The organism is Collinsella sp. AF28-5AC (genome assembly GCF_003457875.1).
Taxonomy (GTDB): Bacteria; Actinomycetota; Coriobacteriia; order Coriobacteriales; family Coriobacteriaceae; genus Collinsella.
In genome coordinates this window covers 14,708-32,953 of the sequence record NZ_QRTA01000011.1, presented here as the reverse complement: position 1 = coordinate 32,953, position 18,246 = coordinate 14,708, and the positions used below count along the sequence as shown (strand labels likewise).

The following is an 18,246-nucleotide window of genomic DNA, read 5'->3' as shown; positions in this document are numbered from 1 at the left end:
CCTCGCGATATTTCCCCAGATAAAACCTGCCAAAATAAACCTGTCCCTTTTTGGCAGGTTACTGATTCATGTTGCCGTGGATGTAGGGGGTGACCTCGGGGGAGATATGGTCGCAGCCCAGCTCGCGCAGCGCGGACTCGATGGCGGCGGGCAGCGGGGTCTTGCCCTCGGCATCGACGGTACTACCGCCTAGAGCGGCAATCTTGGTGATATCTGCGGGAACGGCCTCGATATGCATGCAGCCGCCGACCAAGCGCGCGCGAACCTGCGCCAGGTCAAGATCGTGCAGGTAGTCCTCGCAGGTACGGATTAAATCGATCTTATCGCGCGTAAGCTCCTCGCCCGTGGGGACGCGCGTGGCAAGACAGGCTCCCGCCGGCAGGTTCCAAACGGGATAGCCCCATACGCGCAGCAGCTCGCGCTCTTCGTCCTTGGTAAAGCCGACCTCCATGAGAGGGGAGCGTACGCCGAGCTCCTGGGCGGCGCGCATGCCGGGGCGATAATCGCCGCGGTCGCTTGCGTTGCTGCCATCGATGACGGTGAGAAAGCCGAGCGACTTGGCGTGGTTGACGATAGCGGTAAAGCCGGCATGCTTGCAGTGGTAGCAGCGATTGGCATCGTTGCAGGCTACTTGGGGGAGCTGCAGCTGATCGACCGAAAGATTGAGCACGGGGAGCTTAAAATGCGGCCCCTCATTGGCTTGTCCATCAACGGAGCGCTCAAACGAGGTCTGTTCGGGCGTGCCGATGAGCGGCGTGGTGAGGTGAACGAGAAGCGTGTCGGCGGGCATGATACGGGCGCAGACCGCGGCCAAAAAGCTGCTGTCGACGCCGCCGGAAAAGCCGATGGCGACGCGACCGTATGCCAAAAGCAGCTGCTCGAGCGCTGCGAGTTTGTCCTGAAGCTCCTTTGTGGACGCGGTGCTATCTGAAAACATGAAACGTTCCTTACCGTTGAGTACTCGGTCGAAAACTATAATCCTACCGAGCAGCTCGCCATAAGACTTCTATCTATGTAACGGAAGTTCAATATGCTATATACGTTATATACAAGTTTGTAAAGTGCGGTAGAGTGGCGGTAACGCAAGCCGATGAAGGGGACCGATATGATTAAGGCTGTTATTTTTGACATGGACGGAACGCTGGTCGATACCGAGCGTTTGGGCATTAAGGCATGGAAAGCGGGCGCTGCCGAGCTTGGGGTCGCGATTGATGATGCGCTGATCCATCAGTTTATCGGTCGCACGCTGCCCGATGTCATGGACATTCTTGAGGCGCATTACGGCAGCAGAGAAACCGCTGAGGCGATCTATCATCGCCACAAGGAGATTCGCGACGAGATAGTTAAGACCGATTTGGAGCTTAAGGCCGGTGCCGCCGAGTGCATAGACGAGCTGCTGGCTGCGGGCTATCACGTGGGCCTGGCGACGTCGTCGCGTCTCGTTACGGCCGAGCGCAACCTTAAGATGGTCGGTCTTTTTGACAAGTTTGAGACGGTGACCTGCGGCGAGGACGTCGTGCACGGTAAGCCCGACCCCGAGATGTATCTGCTCGCCTGCGAGCGCGCGGGCTTTGCTCCCGAGGAGTGTGCCGTGGTCGAGGATTCGCGCAACGGCTGCGTCTCGGGCATTACGGCCGGTTGCCACGTCTGTGTCGTCCCCGATATCGTGCCGCTGCCGCAGGACGTGGTGGACGGCTGCGAGGCCGTGCTCGATACGCTGTTCGATCTGACGGCGGTGGTCAAGGCCGTGCGCTAGACAATTGCGGTGTTGAAACGAGCAATTACCCACGTTTGCGCTTAAGCAAAAGGGGCCCGGCAATGGTCGGGCCCCTTTTGCTTAAGCGGCGACTTAGCATACTTGCGGGCGTGCTATAGATACGCGCCGAGGTTGATGGCCGTGGCGTCGGTCTGGGTGCTTGCCTGGGTGCTGGCGCGCTCCAGTAGGAACGGACGTACCAGTTCTTGGCGGTTGATATTCTCGGTGGCCGTGACTGCGGTGACGGTGCGCGCTGCAGAGCCGACGCGGATATGCTTGGTCTTTGCCGGGGCCTTGTTCTCGATTTGCTCCATCAGCAGTTGGACGCCCTTGCGGCCAATTTCGTAGCCCGGGGGCGCTACCGTAGTGAGCGGGACCGATCCGCTCCAAGCGAGCGGGTTACCATCGCAGCCTGCTACGCGTACTTGCCCGGGGACAGAGATGCCCTTGTCGACCAGTGCCGAAACGACGCCAGAGGCCAGCACGTCGGTTAGACCGACGACAAAATCGGGGCGTTCGTCGGCGGGACGCTCGGCGATTTGGTTGCCGATACCATAGCCGTCGGCCGCCGTGTTCCACTCGCCGGCGTCAATGACTTCGATCTTGATGTCGGGATGTAGGGCGAGCGCCTTGTGAATGCCAAGGACGCGCAGGGTGAGTTGCATAAATGCTGCTCGGCCGACGACGACAATATGGCGCGCGCCACGGGCGATGGCGAGTTCGGCAATGATGCGACCCTGGGCCTCGTTGTCGGCCGCTACGTAGTAGCCGGGCTCGGAGCAATGGATGTCCAGATGGACGATCGGCACGGGCATCTTGGTCATGGCGGGGTGCCAGTCGGGGGATGCCATGGGCTGAACCATAACGCCGGACATCTGGGTGCCCATAAAATAGCGCAGGTAATGGTCCTGGAGAATATCGTCGTTATCGGCGTTGGCGATGAGCAGGTCGTAGCCGTGCTTGCGGGCCTCGTTGTGGGCGCCGCTGGCGATTTGGAGCGAAAAACCGTGATCGAGACGGGGGAGCACCAGGCCAAAGGACTTGGTGGCACCGCCCGCGAGCTGACGAGCGCTTTGGTTGGGCAGGTAGCCCAGTCGATTGATGGTTTCGTTAATGAGCTTGAGGGTCTCGGGACGCAACTTTTCGGGATGGTTGAGCGCGTTGGAAACTGTGCCCAACGAAACCCCGGCTTCGCGCGCGACGTCGCTGATTTTAACCTTTGCCATAGCGGCCCCTTTGATGCGTTTCAAGTACAAGCCAGATTGTAGCATCGCCCGCCCCTGGGGTGGCAAAACCTGCCAATTAGGGACAGGTTTATTTTGGCAGGTTTTATCTGGGGAAACGATGCTGCCAGACCAAGCCACCACAAAGGTGCCTGTTCCCATTGTGGTGGTTTGGACCGGCTGGACGTGTGTGCATCGGGTGGTATCTAAGTTGGGATACCACTTCTGGTATATCAGCTTGCGTCTGCGTGAGTACAATACTCGAACGTTATACGTCTCAGCGCCCCATGTGCGTGGACGTTTTGCAGTCACGCGGACGAAGGGATTTATCCTATGTGCGGAATCGTCGGCTACACCGGCTCTGATATTGCAAAGAACATCCTGGTCACGGGTCTTAAACGTATGGAGTATCGCGGCTATGACTCCTCGGGCGTCGCACTCGAGGTGGGCGAGGGCGCCGCGGCGCACCTCGACGTCATCCGTCGCGTGGGCAAGGTCGCGGGCCTGGAGAGCGAGCTTTCCAACATCGACAGCGACGCTACCTGCGGCATCGGTCACACCCGCTGGGCTACCCACGGCAAGCCTTCCGTCGTTAACGCCCATCCCCACACCAGCTGCGATGGCCGTATCGCCATCGTCCACAACGGCATCATCGAGAACTTCGCCGAGCTGCGCGAAGAGCTGGAGGGCCGCGGCCATCACTTTAAGAGCGAGACCGATACCGAGGTCTTCGCGCATCTGATCGAAGAGGCCTATGCCGAGACGCACGACCTGATGGCTTCCGTGCGCGAGGCCTGCACCCACGTGGTGGGCGCCTATGGCTTGGCCGCCGTGTGCGCCGACGAGCCCGGCGTGATCGCCGTGGCCCGCAAGGATTCCCCGATCGTAGTCGGCGCGGGCGAAACCGGCTCTTATGTTGCTTCCGATGTCATCGCGCTCATCGACGCAACCCGCGACGTCGTGGTGCTCGAGGACGGCCAGTTTGCCAAGCTCACGCCCGCAGGCGTCGAGTATACCGACGAGGCCGGCAATGTGATTGAGCCTAAGGTTACCCATATCGACTGGGATCTGGACATGGCCGAAAAGGGCGGCTACCCCGACTTTATGCTCAAGGAGATTCACGAGCAGCCGCGCGTCGTGCGCGATACCCTGGTGGGCCGCATGACCCCCGCCGGTGAGCTTGATATCGATGAGCTGGGCCTTTCGCTCGAGGAACTCAACGATATCGACCGCGTCTACGTGATCGCTTGCGGCACCAGCTACCATGCCGGTCTCATTGCCAAGAACCTTATCGAGGGCTGGGCTCGCATCCCTACTGAGGTTGAGGCGGCCAGCGAGTTCCGCTATCGCAATCCCATCATTACGCCGACGACGCTTGTCGTTGCCGTGTCCCAGTCGGGCGAGACGGCCGATACCCTTGCCGCCATTCGTGACGCGCGCATCAAGGGCGCCAAGGTCTTCGGCATCACCAACGTGGTGGGCAGCCCGGTGGCGCGTGAGAGCGACGGCGTTATCTACACCAAGGCCAACAAGGAGATCGCGGTCGCCTCGACCAAGAGCTTTATCGGCCAGGTCGTGAGCCTGACGCTTTTGGCTCTGCTGTTGGCGCAGGTCAAGTACCGCTTGACCACCAAGCAGGCGCGTATGCTGTTCCGCGAGCTTTCCGATACGGCCGAGCAGATCCAGTGGATTTTGGATACCCAGACCGAGTCCGTGCATGAGGCCGCCCTGCTGTGCAAGGACGCGCAGTCGGCGCTGTTCGTGGGCCGTGGCATGGGTGCCGCTATCTCCTACGAGGGCGCGCTCAAGCTCAAAGAGGTCAGCTACCTGCACGCCGAGGCCTACGCCGCCGGTGAGATGAAGCACGGCCCCATCGCGCTGATTGACCCGGGCTTCCCTGTCATCGCTGTGGCCACCAAGAGCGCAACGTACGATAAGACGGTGTCGAACCTTATGGAGTGCAAGGCGCGCGGCGCCAAGGTTATCGTCGTTGCAACCAAGGGCGACGAGGAAATCAACAAGATCGCTGACTGCATCATTCGCGTGCCGGCCGTCCGCGACGTGTTCAGTCCCATCACGGCGAGCGTTCCGCTGCAGCTGCTCGCCCGCGAGGTGGCCATCCTGCGCGGTTGCGACGTCGACCAGCCCCGTAACCTGGCAAAGAGCGTCACGGTAGAGTAGTTGGTTCCGCCGTTCTAACGACCAAGGCCCGGCTCCACATCAAGCGGAGTCGGGCCTTTTGCGTTTGGCCAGATAAAGCCTGCCAAAATAAACCTGTCCCTTTTTGGCAGGTTAGCGGAGCTTGCTGGTCTCGAAGTACTTGGGATATTGGTCCAGGACCTCGGTCTGGTTGCGGAACATCATGTGCAGGTGCTTGCTGACTAAAAAGCTCGCTTCGATAGGGTCGCGACCGGCGATAGCGCGGCGAATCTGCTTGTGCTCGTTCACGATGTCCTGATTGTCGAGAACCTGCGTGGCAGCGCGCAGCCAGCGAAAGCGCTCAAGGTCGGCATTGGTCTCTTCGAGCCACGACCACACGGTGCTGCGACATGCGATGCTAAAAATCATGTGATGCATGAGGTTGTCGCTCAAAAAGAAGCCGATGCGGTCCTCTTCGGCCATGGCCTTTTCCTGCAGCGCGATGGCGCGGTCGAGCTGCTCGATGCCTGCCGAGGTGGCACGGGCGCAGCACTCTACAATCACCTGTTTTTCCAGGTGCTCGCGAATGTAGCAGGCACTCTCGGCAAGGGTGAGGTTGATGGGCGAGACATAGGTGCCGCTTTGGGGCACGGTGCGCACCAGGCCTTCCTGCGCCAAGCGAACCAAAGCCTCGCGCACGGGCGTGCGACCCATGTCCAGGTCGTCGCAAAGCTGTTTGACGCCGAGCTTTTCGCCCGGCTTGTAGTCCAGGTAGACGATTTTGCGCCGAATGGTGTGGTAGGACTGGTCCTGTAGGCTCGTCTCCTGCTCGCCAACGTGCATCGATTCTTCCATAGCGCCTCGCAACTGTTCTATCACACTCATATGTCAGTTGTTAATTATGCCGCGAATCAGCTTTCCGTGGTGGGTGATTCGGCTGTTGCCTGAGAACTATTGCGGCGTCTTAGTCGTTGTTTACGCAAGGTTGCACTCAATGTTGCCTTATCATAAACCGTCGCAAACGTGAAATAGAAAGAAGGAATCCCATATGCAACTGGCGAATATCGTACGCGAGCGCTGGAAGGGTGTCTTGTTCTGCCTGATCATCGCTATCCCCGCGACGCTGCTCGGCAAACAAATTGAGGTGGTCGGTGGACCGGTATTTGCCATCCTCTTTGGCATGGTCCTGGCGCTCGTCTTTCCCAAGAATCGTCGCGAACAGCTCGCCGCCGGCGTCACCTATACGTCCAAAAAAGTCTTGCAGTACGCGGTTATCCTGCTTGGCTTTGGCATGAACCTCTCCCAGATTTTGTCCAAGGGCGCCCAGTCGCTGCCGATTATCGTGGCGACGATCTCGACCTCGCTTGTCATCGCCTTTGTGCTCTGCCGCGTTATGAACGTGCCGAGCAAGATCGCGACGCTTGTGGGTGTGGGTTCGTCGATTTGCGGCGGTTCCGCCATCGCCGCGACCGCACCCGTCATCGATGCCGACGATCGCGAGATTGCCCAGGCTATTTCGGTCATCTTCCTGTTTAACGTCATCGCGGCGCTCGTGTTTCCGACGCTCGGTGGCATGCTTGGGCTGACCAACGAGGGCTTTGGCCTGTTTGCCGGCACCGCCATCAACGACACCTCGTCCGTAACGGCTGCGGCGAGCGCTTGGGACAGCATGCATCCCGGTGCCAATGTGCTCGAGAGCGCCACGGTGGTCAAGCTCACCAGGACGCTGGCCATCATTCCCATCACGTTGGTCCTAGCATGCTGGCAGATGCATCTGGCGCGGAAGGCCGGCGGCGACGCCAAAAGCACGTTCTCGCTTAAACGCGCGTTTCCCATGTTTGTGCTGTTCTTTGTGCTGGCGAGCGTGATCACCACGGTGCTTCAGCTTCCCGCGTCCTTTACGGCGCCCATCAAGGAACTGTCGAAGTTCTTTATTGTGATGGCCATGGCGGCTATTGGTTTTAATACCGATATCGTCGAGCTGGTCAAAAAGGGCGGCAAGCCCATCGCGCTGGGCTTTTGCTGCTGGATTGGCATTGCGTGCATGAGTTTGGGAATGCAGCACGTGCTGGGAATCTGGTAGAGAAGTAGCTTATTTGCGTGCTGCGTGCTGGTGAGCGCATTCTCACGGTGGAGCGATAGGAGCTCTTGCGGGTATGGCTTGTCCGCAGGTTTATAAGTCCCGAAGAGCTCTTATCGCCCCGCCAGGATGGCGATGCGGGGCAACACCTATACTCGCAGGACGGCGCTTTCTGCCCTATAGTGTTTGGTGAGCAATATCGTTCAATTTTGAAACACTCGGTCGTGCGACCGTCGGCGGCTGCATGTCGCCGCGGACAGGGGCAAATCATGGATAGCGATGCCAAGCTGAACATCTTGACCGAGGCCCTGGCTGCTGCCGGGGCCTCGGCATTGGCAATCGATGCGCGTGGGGACGTCGCGATCTCGACCATGAATGACGCGGCGCTTGAGCGGGATGTGGCGGCTTTTGTTGCTGAGCGCCTCGACCGTATAGGAGACGGCGCGCGTCTGGTTATGGGGCGTGCGGGTACGCGCCTGAGCCTGGCCGTTCGCCCCACCGACAAAGAGGGCGGGGGCCTTTGGGTCGTCGTGGTCCGCGAGGTGCGCGGCGCCGCGGCGCATGCGGGCATCGAATGGCTCAACGCCGACGAAGTTGAGGCCCGCTACGAATCGAGCGCGTACGGCATCGTTGAAGGCGCTGCTGCGGTAGCTGCACCGGTTGCCGAGAGCTATGCGCGCGGCGTGCCCCTTATGCTCGAGGGCGAGCTTGGCGCAGGTCAGGTCGAGATTGCCAAGCGCCTCTATCTGGACGGTCCTTTTGCCGATCAGCCCTTTGTTTCCGTCGCGCTCGATGAGCTCACCGAGCGCGGTTGGCGCCATGTGCTCAAAAGCGCCGAATCGCCGTTGTTCCAAACGGAGCTGACCCTTTGCATTGAGGGCTGGAACGCGGTTGGCCCCCAGCGCCTCCGCGAGCTGGTCTCCACGATGGCCGACACCGCGTTGGCGACGCGCTGCCATGTGGTGCTGACGGCGAATGACATGCCGGGCGGCAGCGAAAGTGATCAAGCCGCCTTTGTGACCGAGCGCTTCGCCTGTGCGGTGAGCGTGGCGCCGGCAATCGCCGAGCAGGGAGCCGCGTCGACGAAGGTTGCGCGCTATTTGGAATATCTCGCTGACGCATTTGGGACGGCAGCGCCCACGCTGTCTGCCGCGGCGACGAAGACGCTCGATGCTTACCGCTGGCCGCGCAATTATCTGCAGCTCCGCGAGGTCTCGGAACGACTGTATATATTGGTGGGGGCGGGCACGGTGGACCGCGCTGTGGCGGAGGAAGTGCTCGCCCAAGAGGACGTGATTAAGACCGCAACCTTTGGCGCCCCGACACTCGAAAGCGACCTGTATATCCTGCGACCGCTGGCCGATACCGAGCGAGATATCGCGCATCTGGTTGTAGATCATCTCCACGGCAATCGAACCCGTGCGGCGGAGGTGCTGGGCATAAGCCGTACAACGCTGTGGCGCTTGCTGAAGGACGATGACCGTTGAGCGAGGCGTCCGTGACCGCGCGCGACGCGTGTGCTACAGTCCAAAGCGTTATTGTTTCGATTTGGTTACGGCGTGCGAGGGCATATGGCTGAGACTTCAAAACCGAGCCGCAGAAGGCGGAGCGCCGCGCCGGTCAACCGACGCACGACATCGGTGACGTGGGGCAAACACGCCTCGGGGTTTGATGGCTCGTTCAAGCGCACTAAATATGGCTATCCTTCGGCAAGCGCCCGCTTGGCCATGCAGGCAGAGTCCTCGCTGTGGGGCCGCAAACGCGTGGTGGGCTCAAAGCTCAAGCACGACGGAACGCTCGGTTACATCAGCCGAGGGGCGGCTCGCCGCAGCGGACTCAATCCGGCTGGTTGGCATCGTTATGTTCCGATCGCGGTCGTCGTTGCGGTGATCGTCATCGCACTCGCTGCGCTTGGCTACGCCGGCGGTGGCGCCAACTTGGACGCAGTGTTTAAATCGCCCGAGCTCGCGCATGCAGGCACAGAAGTTGTCGAGGGCGCTCAGACCCAGACGGGCGTCGCACCCCAGCGCGGCATCGTTGCGGCGGCCTCCACCATCGCCGATGCTCAAAAGGACGAGGGCGAACAAGGCAGCGAAGCCGAAACGACTCACACGAACGAAACGACGACAACGGCGACGTCAATATAAGTTGCGAGTGGGGTAGCTAAAATAGCCCCGTCCAAAATTAGCTACCCCCGCTGACGCTCCTGGGTTACCTTACGTACACCACGTTGTCGCGGCGCGGCTTTGCCTCGGGTAGCGCGTCCTCGGCGTAGCCAAGAATGCAGTTACCGACACCGCGCAGGCTGCCGTCGGCGGGCAGGCCCCAGCTGGCCAGCAGCTCCAAGCCCTCGGGCGAGTCAAAGACCTCATGCGCGCGGTGAATCCAGCACGAATCGACACCCAGTGCATAGGCGGCGTTGAGCAAGTTGCCCATGGCGAGCGAGCCGTCTTCCAGATGTGTGGGCACGCTGCGGTCAACCAGCACCACCACAACGGTCTTGGCGCCATAGAAGGGGTCGCTGTTGCTGTCCATGACCTGGGCGTTGAGCTGTGAGAGACGCTTGACGGTCGCGGGGTCGGTGACGGCGACAAACGTCACCGGCTGGCGGCCCATGCCGCTCGGTGCATATTGGCCGGCTTCAATAATACGTGCAAGCTTTTCGGCCTCGACGGGACGATCGCTGTAGTTGCGGCAGCTGCGGCGGTGAATGAGTGCTTCGATAGTCTCCATGGTGTCTCCTTGCGGTGGCGTTGCAGATGCCCCGTTCATACCCGTCGGGCTTAAACGATAGACGGTCAATTGCCCGGCCAAAAGGATAGATTCCAATTGGGAAAGTAGGTTTGCATAAAAGTACCTTCAGAATGTGACAAACAAATGGGATGGTTAAACGTTTTATCCCGTCTACCCTGCGGTTTTTTACCACTTGCCTAAATGACGAACGCATAACCTCTGATAAAGGTTTTACTAAAGGAGTACCAACGTTTATCAATGCGCCGTGGTGGCGCCGGGCCAGGAGGTAACATCATGTTCCAGGCTGGAGATGTCGTCGAGACCGATTTCGAAGGATTTCTGAAGCTGCTGCGTTCCAAGACGCGCGCTTTCGTGTCGATCAACGATCACGAGTACTACATCACGCACACCGATGGCTATTGGCGTGTTCAGGATTGCGAGGCCCTCAACGACAAGGGCCACTTTACTGACTGCTCTGAGTTGGTCAACACGGTCTGCGAGGTCGTCGAGCTGCCGTGGATTGCCGGCAAGAGCCTGCATGACAGCTTCTCGGGCGCTACGGTCTATGAGGCCGTCGCCGCTTAACAGGCAATAAAACCCGATTTTCACGTGACCGCTGGCGCCGCCCCCGCGCCGGCGGTCTTTTTCTGCCGATAGGCCATAAAATGCGCGCATTTGCGGAGAGCCTGTTGACGATAGTCAAAACTCGGACTAATCTAGAGACACAAAATTGGTCAAAAATCGGACAATCGAATGGTGGGATAGATGAATAGTGCGGTTACGCTGGTCGACTTCGATCGGTTGCTCAATGGACTCGACCATATCTATTCGGAGTTCTCGCGCGCCTGCGGCCTTTCGGACTGCGCCTATTGGATGCTCGTCGACACCAGCACGGCGGGCGGCAGTATTGCCGTAAGCCGTCTGACAAGCGAATGGTTCTACAGCAAGCAGACCATCAACTCGGCAATTAAAACCTTGACGGCGCGGGGCTTCGCAACGTTGGAGTTTGCCGAAGGCAGTCGTAAGAGCAAGGTTGTGAGCCTGACCGAAGAGGGCAGGCGATTTGCCGAGCGTTATGCGTTGCCGGCACTCAAGGCCGAACAGCGAGCCTTTGGCGCGCTTGAGCCATGTGAGCAGCGCGAGATTATGCGCTTGATCGGCAAATTCTCTCAGGTGCTCGGCGATGAGTGCGATGCCTTTAAGCAGCATATCGCTGCCGAGAGCCAAGCCGAGAATCAAGGTGAGGGGGAGTCGTGCGACTGTTAATGAGGTTTCTAAAGCCATATCGAGGGCTTGTCGCAGTGACGCTGCTGGTGCTGCTGGTGGATAACGTCGGTACGCTGTTGGTTCCCACGATGCTGGCGAACATGGTCAACACCGGTATTACCACGGGCGATGTCGACTACATTTTACGCAACGGCCTATACATGTTTATCGCAACCAGCATGGCTAGCGGCGGCACGGTGCTGGGCTGCTATCTTTCGGCGCGCCTGGCCGCCAACGTGGCTTGCGATATTCGCAATGCCGTGTACGACAAATCGCTCGAGCTCGCGGCCAGCGATTTTGAGCGCTTTGGCACCGGATCGATGATCACGCGCTCGCTCAACGACATCAACGTGATTCAGCAGGCGATTCTGCAGACGATTCAGCTGGTGCTGCCCGTGCCGTTTTTGGCTGTGGCGGGCATCATCTTCGCCTGGTTTATCGATCCCGCCATGGGCACGCTTCTGGGCGTAGTCGTTGCGATTGTGCTGGTGGCGGCGGTCTTTACGGTTGCCAACGCGGCGCCGATTTTTATGCGCCTACAGGGCTTTATCGACCGCATGAACGTGGTGCTGCGCGAGAATATTGTGGGCGTGCGCGTCATCCGTGCGTTTAACAAGGAGCGCCACGAGGAACGGCGTCTGGACGAGGTGTTTAGCGAATACGCCGCCAACGCCATCAAAGTCAACCACCTGTTTGTGGGCCTCGACAGCTCAAGCTTCTTTTTGATGAACATCGCCGAGGTGGCGGTGCTGTGGGTGGGCGGCAACCGCGTAGGCGCCCACGCCATGCAGATTGCGAGTATCTCGGCGGTGCTGGAGTATGCAATTCTGATCCTGTTCTTTGTGATGATGGCCCAGATGGTGGTGCTGACGCTTCCGCGTGCTGCCGCGTGCCTGAACCGTGCGCAGCAGGTGTTGGAGATTGAGCCGAGCATCGTCGATGGCGAGCGCACGCTGGATGACGGGGCGCGCGAGCCCCAAGACGAAGCCGATGCGGTGGCCGTGTTCGACCACATGTCGTTTCGCTTTGACGATGCCGACGAGGACACCCTGTGCGACCTGAGCTTTGCCTGCCGTCGCGGTCAGACGACTGCGATCGTTGGCTCGACAGGCTCGGGCAAATCGACGGTGGCAAAGCTTCTGCTGCGCTTCCACGATGCCACCAAGGGCTCCATTCGCCTGAATGGTGTGGACCTGCGCGAGCTTACGCAAGACGAAATCCGCGGGCGCATTGCCTATGTGCCGCAGAAGGCGTGGCTGTTCTCGGGCACGGTAGCGAGCAACCTTCGCTTTGGTAACGAAGGCGCGACCGAGGGCGACATGCTTCACGCGCTTGAGGTTGCCCAGAGCACCTTTGTACTCGACCAACCGCAGGGGCTCGATACCCCGGTTGCCCAGGGCGGTACGAACTTTTCGGGCGGCCAGCGCCAGCGCCTGGCCATTGCTCGCGCGCTCATGAAGCAGGCCGATTTGTACATCTTCGATGACAGTTTTTCGGCCCTGGACTTTAAGACCGATGCGGCCCTGCGCCATGCATTGCAAGACGAGACGCGCGATGCCGCGGTGCTCATCATCGCGCAGCGCATCTCGACGATTCTGCATGCCGACCAGATTGTCGTGCTCAAGGATGGCGAGGTTGTGGGCTTGGGCACGCATGGCGAGCTTATGGAAACCTGCGAGGTGTACCGCGCCATCGCGGAATCGCAGATGAAGGGAGGTGAGTAGCATGACCGAGGAGCTCAAGAAGCAGGGCGGCCTTGTCGATGCCGCCGCTGCGGACGCTGCCGAGGAAGCGGTCGAGCGGGCTGCCATGTCGACCGAGCTGGATGACGCCGCCAAGGCTGCAGCCGAGCGCGAGGCTCGCCGCCAAGCGCTCTACGAGGAAAACGAGCGCGCCGAGGACGAGCGCGCCCGCGCTGAGGCAGAGCGCATGCGCGATGTGGACGACGAGGACGAGGACGAGAAACCCCGCGACACCTGGGCGACGGTGCGCCGCCTGTGGAGCGAGGCTGCCGGCGACCATTGGCGCTTCTATATCGTGTTCGCGAGCATTGTGTTCTATGCCATCTTTAACACCGCTGCGCCGGCATATAGCGCCCGTGTGATCGATGAGCTGTGGGGCCACATTCAGGTGGCGTTTGCCAACGATACCACCTTCAGCATCACCTGGGAGAACTGCGGCAGGACCATCTTCATCTACTTTATGATTTGGACGGCCGCCGCCTCGTTCTACGCACTCCAGAGCTTTTTGATGTCGAGCGTTGCCGAGCGCCTCAACCTGCGCCTACGCAACCGCATCGCACAAAAGCTCAACCGTCTGCCGCTTGCCTTTTTTGACGCACATCGTCCCGGTGAGGTCGTCAGCCGTGCGACCAACGACTTGGACAAGATGTCCGAGAGCATGCAGCGCGGCTTGCTGCAGCTTCTGGTGTCGATCGGTACCGTGGTGGGTGCCGTGAGCGTGATGTTCGTGTTTAGCGTGCCGCTCACGCTCGTCTTTTTGTTCTTTACGGCGCTTTCGCTGCTGGTGACGAAGGTCGTTTCGCGCCGCACGCACGATGTGACGGGCGAGCGCCAGGAGTGGGTGTCCAAGATTACGAGCGCGGTCGAGGAAGGCTACTCGGGCCGTCTGGTAATCCGTGCGTTCAACCGCGAGCGCCAGAGCTCTGCCGAGGTGCACGAGGCTTCGAAGGAGCTGGCGCGCGTGAGCACCAAGGCCGACTTTATGATCAATGCCGTCGGCCCTGCGGTGCGCTTTATCGGCCGTTTGGCGCAAATCGTGATTGCGCTTGTGGGCTGCAGCATGTTGGTTGCCGGACATATGACCGTCGGCGTGTTCCAGGCGTTCTTCCAGTTTATCTACGAGGCATCCGAGCCCATGACGCAGCTGTCGTTTACCTTTAACTCGCTGCAGAGCGCGCTGGCAAGCGCGGAGCGCGTGTTCGACCTGCTCGACGAGTCCGAGATGGAAGCCGATCCGTTGCCGGCGGTCGCCGCCAAGCTGCCGGGCAAGGTGGAGGGCCACGTCGCCTTTGAGCATGTGCGCTTTGGCTACGCGCCCGACAAGCCGCTCATGCGCGACGTGTCGTTTACCGCCGAGCCGGGCCAGAAGATTGCCGTGGTGGGAACCACGGGCGCAGGCAAGACGACGCTCATCAACCTGCTCATGCGCTTCTACGAGATTGACGGCGGGCGTATTACGCTCGACGGCGTGGATACGAGCCGCATGGACCGCGGCGAGCTACGGCAGCAGTTTGGCATGGTGCTGCAGGACGCCTGGCTGTTCGATGGCACGATTGCCGAAAACATCGCCTACGGCTGCCCCGAGGCGACGCGCGAGGAGATTGTCGCGGCCGCTCGTGCCGCGCAGGTCGACTTCTTTGTGCGCACCATGCCGCAGGGCTACGACACGCGCGTGGCCAACGATGCCGAGAGCATCAGCCAGGGCCAGCGTCAGCTGCTGACCATCGCACGCGTGCTGCTCAATAACCCGGCGATTCTCATCCTGGACGAGGCGACCTCAAGCGTGGACACGCGCACCGAGCTTGCCATCGGCCGCGCCATGGACGCGCTCATGCGCGGGCGCACCAGCTTTGTGATCGCGCATCGCCTGTCGACGATCGTGGACGCCGACCTGATCTTGGTCATGGACCACGGCAACATCATCGAGCAGGGCACGCATAAGGAGCTGCTCGCAGCCGAGGGTGCCTACGCCGACCTCTATCTGAGCCAGTTCGCATAATGTGACAAAGGGACAGTCTCTTTGCCACATCACAAATAAGGCGCGCCGGGGGTGAATTCCCTGGCGCGCCTTTGCGTTGATGCCGATGTCGTTTTGTGCCGCTTGCGTTCCTAGCGTTCGTCCACGAGCTTGGCGACGAGGGCCTTGAGCTCGGCCACCTCTCGCTCGAGTTCCTTGACGCGGCGGGCATTCTCGGTGATGCCCTGGCGGTTGAGGGCGGACTGCTCGGCGGCGTCATCGGGCATGTACTCGCGATGCTGCTTGGCGTCGAAACTCTCCTCGAACACACGGCAGCCGTTGCGCTTGATGATGCGTCCCGGCACGCCCACGACGGTGCAGTTGTCGGGGACGTCCTTAACGACGACCGAGTTGCCGCCGATCTTGACGTTGTTGCCGATGCGGATGTTGCCGAGCACCTTGGCGCCCGTGCCCACCGTGACATTGTTGCCCAGGGTGGGGTGACGCTTGCCGGTCTCGTTGCCGGTGCCGCCGAGCGTGACGCCCTGGTAGAGCACACAGTTGTCGCCCACAATGGTGGTCTCGCCGATGACGACGCCCATGGCGTGGTCGATAAAGAAATGCTTGCCGATCTGTGCCGCGGGGTGAATCTCGACGCCGGTGATGTGGCGGGTGATTTGCGAGAGCACGCGGGCGAGCGAGCGATGTCCATGCTCCCACAGCCAGTGCTCGGGCACGTGGTTCCACTTGGCGTGCAGGCCAGGATAGGAAAGGAAGATGACCAGACCGTTTTGCGCGGCGGGGTCCTGCGCTTGGACGGTCTTGATGTCCTCGCGAATGGTATTGATAAAGCTCACCGGCCGCCCTCCCTTAGCGCCATGGCAATGCGATTCAATAAAGTATAGCGATTCGCTAGGGATTAGGAAGGACAATCTTGGCGGCATTGCGCGACAGGTGTCAGTTATGCAAACTTGCTGGTAATGGAGTCATGCTTTTGTGGGGTTGCGCACGAGGGGGCACCGCAACCGTATACTGGTCAACTTGGACGTATCCGCGCCCACAACTGAGAGGTTTTACTTCATGGGTTTCATCAATTTTATTGCCGAGCTGCTTAAGGACCCGCGCACCGCGATCGCCAGCTGGATCGCCGCCGGCCCGCTTATGGCCTACGGCTGCGTGTTCCTGATCATCTTTATCGAGACGGGCGTGGTGTTCTTCCCGTTCCTTCCCGGTGATTCGCTGCTGTTCGCCTCGGGTTTCTTTGCCCACAATGGCGGCTTTAACATTGTGGCGCTTCTGGCCACCGCATGGGCCGCTGCCATTTTGGGCGATCAGTGCAACTTTATGATCGGTCACTTCTTTGGCAAAAAGATCATCGCTTCGGGCAAGGTCAAGGCTATGACGCCCGAGCGCATCAAAAAGTCCGAGGATTTCTTGGACAAGTGGGGCCACCTGGCCATCTTCCTGGGTCGCTTCTTCCCGTTTATCCGCACCTTTGTGCCCTTTATTGCCGGTATGGGCGGCATGCACTGGCGCAACTTTGTCATCTTTAACGTGCTGGGTGGCATTACCTGGTCAACGCTCTTTACACTGCTGGGCTACTTCTTTGGTGGCATTCCCTTTGTACAGGAGCACTTTGAGCTGCTAATCGTTGGCATCGTTGCCGTGTCGATCATCCCGACCGTGGTCGGTCTGGTCAAGGCTAAGCTGGGCAAAAAGAACGCATAGCTCGAGCCAACGCGCAAACCGTGCAGTTGAGGCCCGTCCCCGTTTACGGTGGCGGGCCTCTTCAGCTTCGGTCAAATGAAAATACTTTACTTAGTTAAAGAAAAGCGTTTTATCAGACGCGTACGGGGAGTACAATCTCGTGCATGCGAATCGACGTGCCATCGGCTTTGGCGCTGTTCGCGTGTCCCGTCCGGCTCTACGCTCCGGGCGTGCGACGTTGCGACGCGGCCGGCCTCGGTCCTTGCGTGCGGGTTCGCGAGTTTGCAACTGTGTATGTAAGGAGCGACATATGACTGTCGAGAAGAAGGATATCGATTGGGGTAGCCTCGGCTTTGGCTACATGAAGACCGATTACAGCTACGAGGCCCATTGGAAGGACGGCGAGTGGGACGAAGGCGGCCTGACCACCGACCACACCCTGCATGTCTCCGAGTGCGGCGGCATCTTCCATTACTGCCAGGAGGTCTTTGAGGGCCTGAAGGCCTACACCGCCGAGGACGGCAGCATCGTCTGCTTCCGCCCCGATATGAACGCCGAGCGTATGTACAACTCTGCGCAGCGCCTCGAGATGCCCCCGTTCCCCAAGGACAAGTTCGTTGAGGCCGTCAAGCAGGTCGTTTCTGCCAACGCCGCCTGGGTTCCGCCCTTCGGTTCCGGCGCGACCCTGTACGTGCGTCCGTTTATGATCGGCTCCGGTGACGTGATCGGCGTGGCTCCCGCTCCTGAGTACACGTTCCGCATTCTCGTGACCCCGGTCGGTCCGTACTTTAAGGGTGGCCTCAAGCCCGTTAAACTGCGCGTTTCCGAGTACGACCGCGCCGCGCCGCACGGCACCGGCAACATCAAGGCCGGCCTGAACTACGCCATGTCCCTCAAGCCCACGATGGAGGCTCACCGCGAGGGCTATGCCGAGAACCTGTATCTCGACTCCGAGTCCCGCACCTATGTCGAGGAGACCGGCGGTGCCAACGTCCTGTTCGTGAAGGAGGACGGCACGCTCGTCGTTCCGCAGTCGCACACTGACTCCATCCTGCCCTCTATCACCCGTCGTTCGCTCGTTCAGGTTGCTCAGGACCTGGGCATGACCGTTGACCAGCGTCCCGTCGAGTGGGCCGAGGTCAAGGCCGGCACCTTTGTGGAGTGCGGCCTGTGCGGCACCGCTGCCGTCATCTCCCCGGTTGGCGAGATCGACAACAAGGTTTACGGCGCCGACGAGACTGTGACCTTCCCGGCTGGCTACACCGAGATTGGCCCTGTGATGAAGAAGCTCCGCGAGACCCTGACTGGTATCCAGTCTGGTGCTGTCGAGGATAAGCACAACTGGGTTTACACCGTCGCGTAAGCTGTCTTACCTATCCGGGCAGAGAGCAAGTTCCCCCCCGGCGCGTCCTCGGACATGCAAGAAGCCCTCGCTGCGCACTTCGTGCGGCGAGGGCTTCTTGCGTCCTGCGGAGTGCGCCGGGGGGGGGGACTTGCTCTCTGCCCTGCGGGTTCGGCGATGTCACAACGGGCAATGATTAATCTGAAAAAAGATGATGCGCGGTCTATTGGCCGCGCGTTGTGCGTGGATAAGAAAAGGGCCCAAGGTTTGTGCCTTGGACCCTAAAGGGTTGATGAACTGG

At 60.2% G+C, this 18,246-nt stretch carries 16 protein-coding genes; 11 read left to right on the top strand and 5 right to left on the bottom strand.

The features are described from left to right. Positions 1-58: 58 nt before the first annotated feature. Positions 59-937, bottom strand: coding sequence for an ATP-dependent sacrificial sulfur transferase LarE (locus DWZ01_RS07855; RefSeq protein WP_117848573.1), 879 nt, complete (start codon positions 935-937; stop codon positions 59-61). Between the two features lie 168 nt (positions 938-1,105). Between DWZ01_RS07855 and DWZ01_RS07850 the strand changes: the two genes are divergently transcribed. Further along, on the top strand, positions 1,106-1,756 hold the full coding sequence (locus tag DWZ01_RS07850; RefSeq protein ID WP_158557018.1) for an HAD family phosphatase: 651 nt from the start codon (positions 1,106-1,108) through the stop codon (positions 1,754-1,756). Between the two features lie 113 nt (positions 1,757-1,869). Here DWZ01_RS07850 and DWZ01_RS07845 read toward each other — a convergent pair whose 3' ends face one another. Next, the gene (locus DWZ01_RS07845; protein WP_233506196.1) at positions 1,870-2,982 is read right to left on the bottom strand and encodes a LacI family DNA-binding transcriptional regulator; all 1,113 of its coding nucleotides are present in this window, start codon (positions 2,980-2,982) and stop codon (positions 1,870-1,872) included. 330 nt (positions 2,983-3,312) lie between these two features. Between DWZ01_RS07845 and glmS the strand changes: the two genes are divergently transcribed. Continuing rightward, positions 3,313-5,160, top strand: coding sequence for a glutamine--fructose-6-phosphate transaminase (isomerizing) (glmS, locus tag DWZ01_RS07840; protein ID WP_117848571.1), 1,848 nt, complete (start codon positions 3,313-3,315; stop codon positions 5,158-5,160). A gap of 111 nt (positions 5,161-5,271) precedes the next feature. Here the strand turns inward: glmS and DWZ01_RS07835 are convergent, their stop codons facing one another. Next, positions 5,272-5,973 carry a GntR family transcriptional regulator gene (locus tag DWZ01_RS07835; RefSeq protein ID WP_117848570.1) on the bottom strand — a complete coding sequence of 234 codons (702 nt, stop codon included), beginning with the start codon at positions 5,971-5,973 and terminating at the stop codon, positions 5,272-5,274. A 193-nt stretch (positions 5,974-6,166) separates the two neighbouring features. Here DWZ01_RS07835 and DWZ01_RS07830 point away from each other — a divergent pair, with 193 nt between their 5' ends. The 3 genes from DWZ01_RS07830 (at position 6,167) to DWZ01_RS07820 (ending at position 9,345) form a co-directional block, all read left to right on the top strand. Further along, positions 6,167-7,201: a YeiH family protein gene (locus DWZ01_RS07830; RefSeq protein ID WP_117848569.1), complete on the top strand. Its 1,035-nt coding sequence runs from the start codon at positions 6,167-6,169 to the stop codon at positions 7,199-7,201. Between the two features lie 266 nt (positions 7,202-7,467). Next, positions 7,468-8,685, top strand: a complete 1,218-nt coding sequence (locus tag DWZ01_RS07825; protein ID WP_117848568.1) for a helix-turn-helix domain-containing protein — start codon at positions 7,468-7,470, stop codon at positions 8,683-8,685. Between the two features lie 84 nt (positions 8,686-8,769). Further along, positions 8,770-9,345: a hypothetical protein gene (locus tag DWZ01_RS07820; protein WP_147332641.1), complete on the top strand. Its 576-nt coding sequence runs from the start codon at positions 8,770-8,772 to the stop codon at positions 9,343-9,345. 64 nt (positions 9,346-9,409) lie between these two features. Here DWZ01_RS07820 and DWZ01_RS07815 read toward each other — a convergent pair whose 3' ends face one another. Beyond that, complete coding sequence (locus tag DWZ01_RS07815; RefSeq protein WP_117848566.1) at positions 9,410-9,931, bottom strand: nitroreductase family protein; 522 nt, start codon at positions 9,929-9,931, stop codon at positions 9,410-9,412. Between the two features lie 294 nt (positions 9,932-10,225). On the opposite strand from DWZ01_RS07815, the gene DWZ01_RS07810 reads away from it, so the two are divergent. The 4 genes from DWZ01_RS07810 (at position 10,226) to DWZ01_RS07795 (ending at position 14,938) form a co-directional block, all read left to right on the top strand. After that, the gene (locus DWZ01_RS07810; protein ID WP_006235631.1) at positions 10,226-10,516 is read left to right on the top strand and encodes a hypothetical protein; all 291 of its coding nucleotides are present in this window, start codon (positions 10,226-10,228) and stop codon (positions 10,514-10,516) included. Between the two features lie 180 nt (positions 10,517-10,696). Further along, the gene (locus DWZ01_RS07805) at positions 10,697-11,197 is read left to right on the top strand and encodes a MarR family winged helix-turn-helix transcriptional regulator (protein WP_117848565.1); all 501 of its coding nucleotides are present in this window, start codon (positions 10,697-10,699) and stop codon (positions 11,195-11,197) included. After that, positions 11,197-12,921: an ABC transporter ATP-binding protein gene (locus DWZ01_RS07800; RefSeq protein WP_117848564.1), complete on the top strand. Its 1,725-nt coding sequence runs from the start codon at positions 11,197-11,199 to the stop codon at positions 12,919-12,921. Before DWZ01_RS07805 ends, DWZ01_RS07800 begins: the two co-directional genes overlap by 1 nt. Before the next feature lies 1 nt (position 12,922). Continuing rightward, positions 12,923-14,938 (top strand): ABC transporter ATP-binding protein, encoded by a 2,016-nt coding sequence (locus DWZ01_RS07795; RefSeq protein ID WP_117848563.1) that lies wholly within the window; start codon positions 12,923-12,925, stop codon positions 14,936-14,938. 110 nt (positions 14,939-15,048) lie between these two features. On the opposite strand, the gene cysE is transcribed toward DWZ01_RS07795, so the two are convergent. Beyond that, complete coding sequence (gene cysE, locus DWZ01_RS07790; protein WP_035138740.1) at positions 15,049-15,753, bottom strand: serine O-acetyltransferase; 705 nt, start codon at positions 15,751-15,753, stop codon at positions 15,049-15,051. A gap of 223 nt (positions 15,754-15,976) precedes the next feature. Between cysE and DWZ01_RS07785 the strand changes: the two genes are divergently transcribed. Together DWZ01_RS07785 and DWZ01_RS07780 are read left to right on the top strand one after the other, a co-directional pair. Beyond that, positions 15,977-16,624 carry a DedA family protein gene (locus DWZ01_RS07785; RefSeq protein WP_117848562.1) on the top strand — a complete coding sequence of 216 codons (648 nt, stop codon included), beginning with the start codon at positions 15,977-15,979 and terminating at the stop codon, positions 16,622-16,624. A 289-nt stretch (positions 16,625-16,913) separates the two neighbouring features. Next, positions 16,914-17,966: a branched-chain amino acid aminotransferase gene (locus tag DWZ01_RS07780; RefSeq protein ID WP_035138743.1), complete on the top strand. Its 1,053-nt coding sequence runs from the start codon at positions 16,914-16,916 to the stop codon at positions 17,964-17,966. Positions 17,967-18,246 lie beyond the last annotated feature (280 nt).

What these genes read in the sequence shown, in the direction of transcription:
- DWZ01_RS07855 (WP_117848573.1), bottom strand. Translation starts at nt 937, where the DNA reads ATGTTTTCAGATAGCACCGCGTCCACAAAGGAGCTTCAGGACAAACTC.
- DWZ01_RS07850 (WP_158557018.1), top strand. Translation starts at nt 1,106, where the DNA reads ATGATTAAGGCTGTTATTTTTGACATGGACGGAACGCTGGTCGATACC.
- DWZ01_RS07845 (WP_233506196.1), bottom strand. Translation starts at nt 2,982, where the DNA reads ATGGCAAAGGTTAAAATCAGCGACGTCGCGCGCGAAGCCGGGGTTTCG.
- glmS (WP_117848571.1), top strand. Translation starts at nt 3,313, where the DNA reads ATGTGCGGAATCGTCGGCTACACCGGCTCTGATATTGCAAAGAACATC.
- DWZ01_RS07835 (WP_117848570.1), bottom strand. Translation starts at nt 5,973, where the DNA reads ATGGAAGAATCGATGCACGTTGGCGAGCAGGAGACGAGCCTACAGGAC.
- DWZ01_RS07830 (WP_117848569.1), top strand. Translation starts at nt 6,167, where the DNA reads ATGCAACTGGCGAATATCGTACGCGAGCGCTGGAAGGGTGTCTTGTTC.
- DWZ01_RS07825 (WP_117848568.1), top strand. Translation starts at nt 7,468, where the DNA reads ATGGATAGCGATGCCAAGCTGAACATCTTGACCGAGGCCCTGGCTGCT.
- DWZ01_RS07820 (WP_147332641.1), top strand. Translation starts at nt 8,770, where the DNA reads ATGGCTGAGACTTCAAAACCGAGCCGCAGAAGGCGGAGCGCCGCGCCG.
- DWZ01_RS07815 (WP_117848566.1), bottom strand. Translation starts at nt 9,931, where the DNA reads ATGGAGACTATCGAAGCACTCATTCACCGCCGCAGCTGCCGCAACTAC.
- DWZ01_RS07810 (WP_006235631.1), top strand. Translation starts at nt 10,226, where the DNA reads ATGTTCCAGGCTGGAGATGTCGTCGAGACCGATTTCGAAGGATTTCTG.
- DWZ01_RS07805 (WP_117848565.1), top strand. Translation starts at nt 10,697, where the DNA reads ATGAATAGTGCGGTTACGCTGGTCGACTTCGATCGGTTGCTCAATGGA.
- DWZ01_RS07800 (WP_117848564.1), top strand. Translation starts at nt 11,197, where the DNA reads ATGAGGTTTCTAAAGCCATATCGAGGGCTTGTCGCAGTGACGCTGCTG.
- DWZ01_RS07795 (WP_117848563.1), top strand. Translation starts at nt 12,923, where the DNA reads ATGACCGAGGAGCTCAAGAAGCAGGGCGGCCTTGTCGATGCCGCCGCT.
- DWZ01_RS07785 (WP_117848562.1), top strand. Translation starts at nt 15,977, where the DNA reads ATGGGTTTCATCAATTTTATTGCCGAGCTGCTTAAGGACCCGCGCACC.
- DWZ01_RS07780 (WP_035138743.1), top strand. Translation starts at nt 16,914, where the DNA reads ATGACTGTCGAGAAGAAGGATATCGATTGGGGTAGCCTCGGCTTTGGC.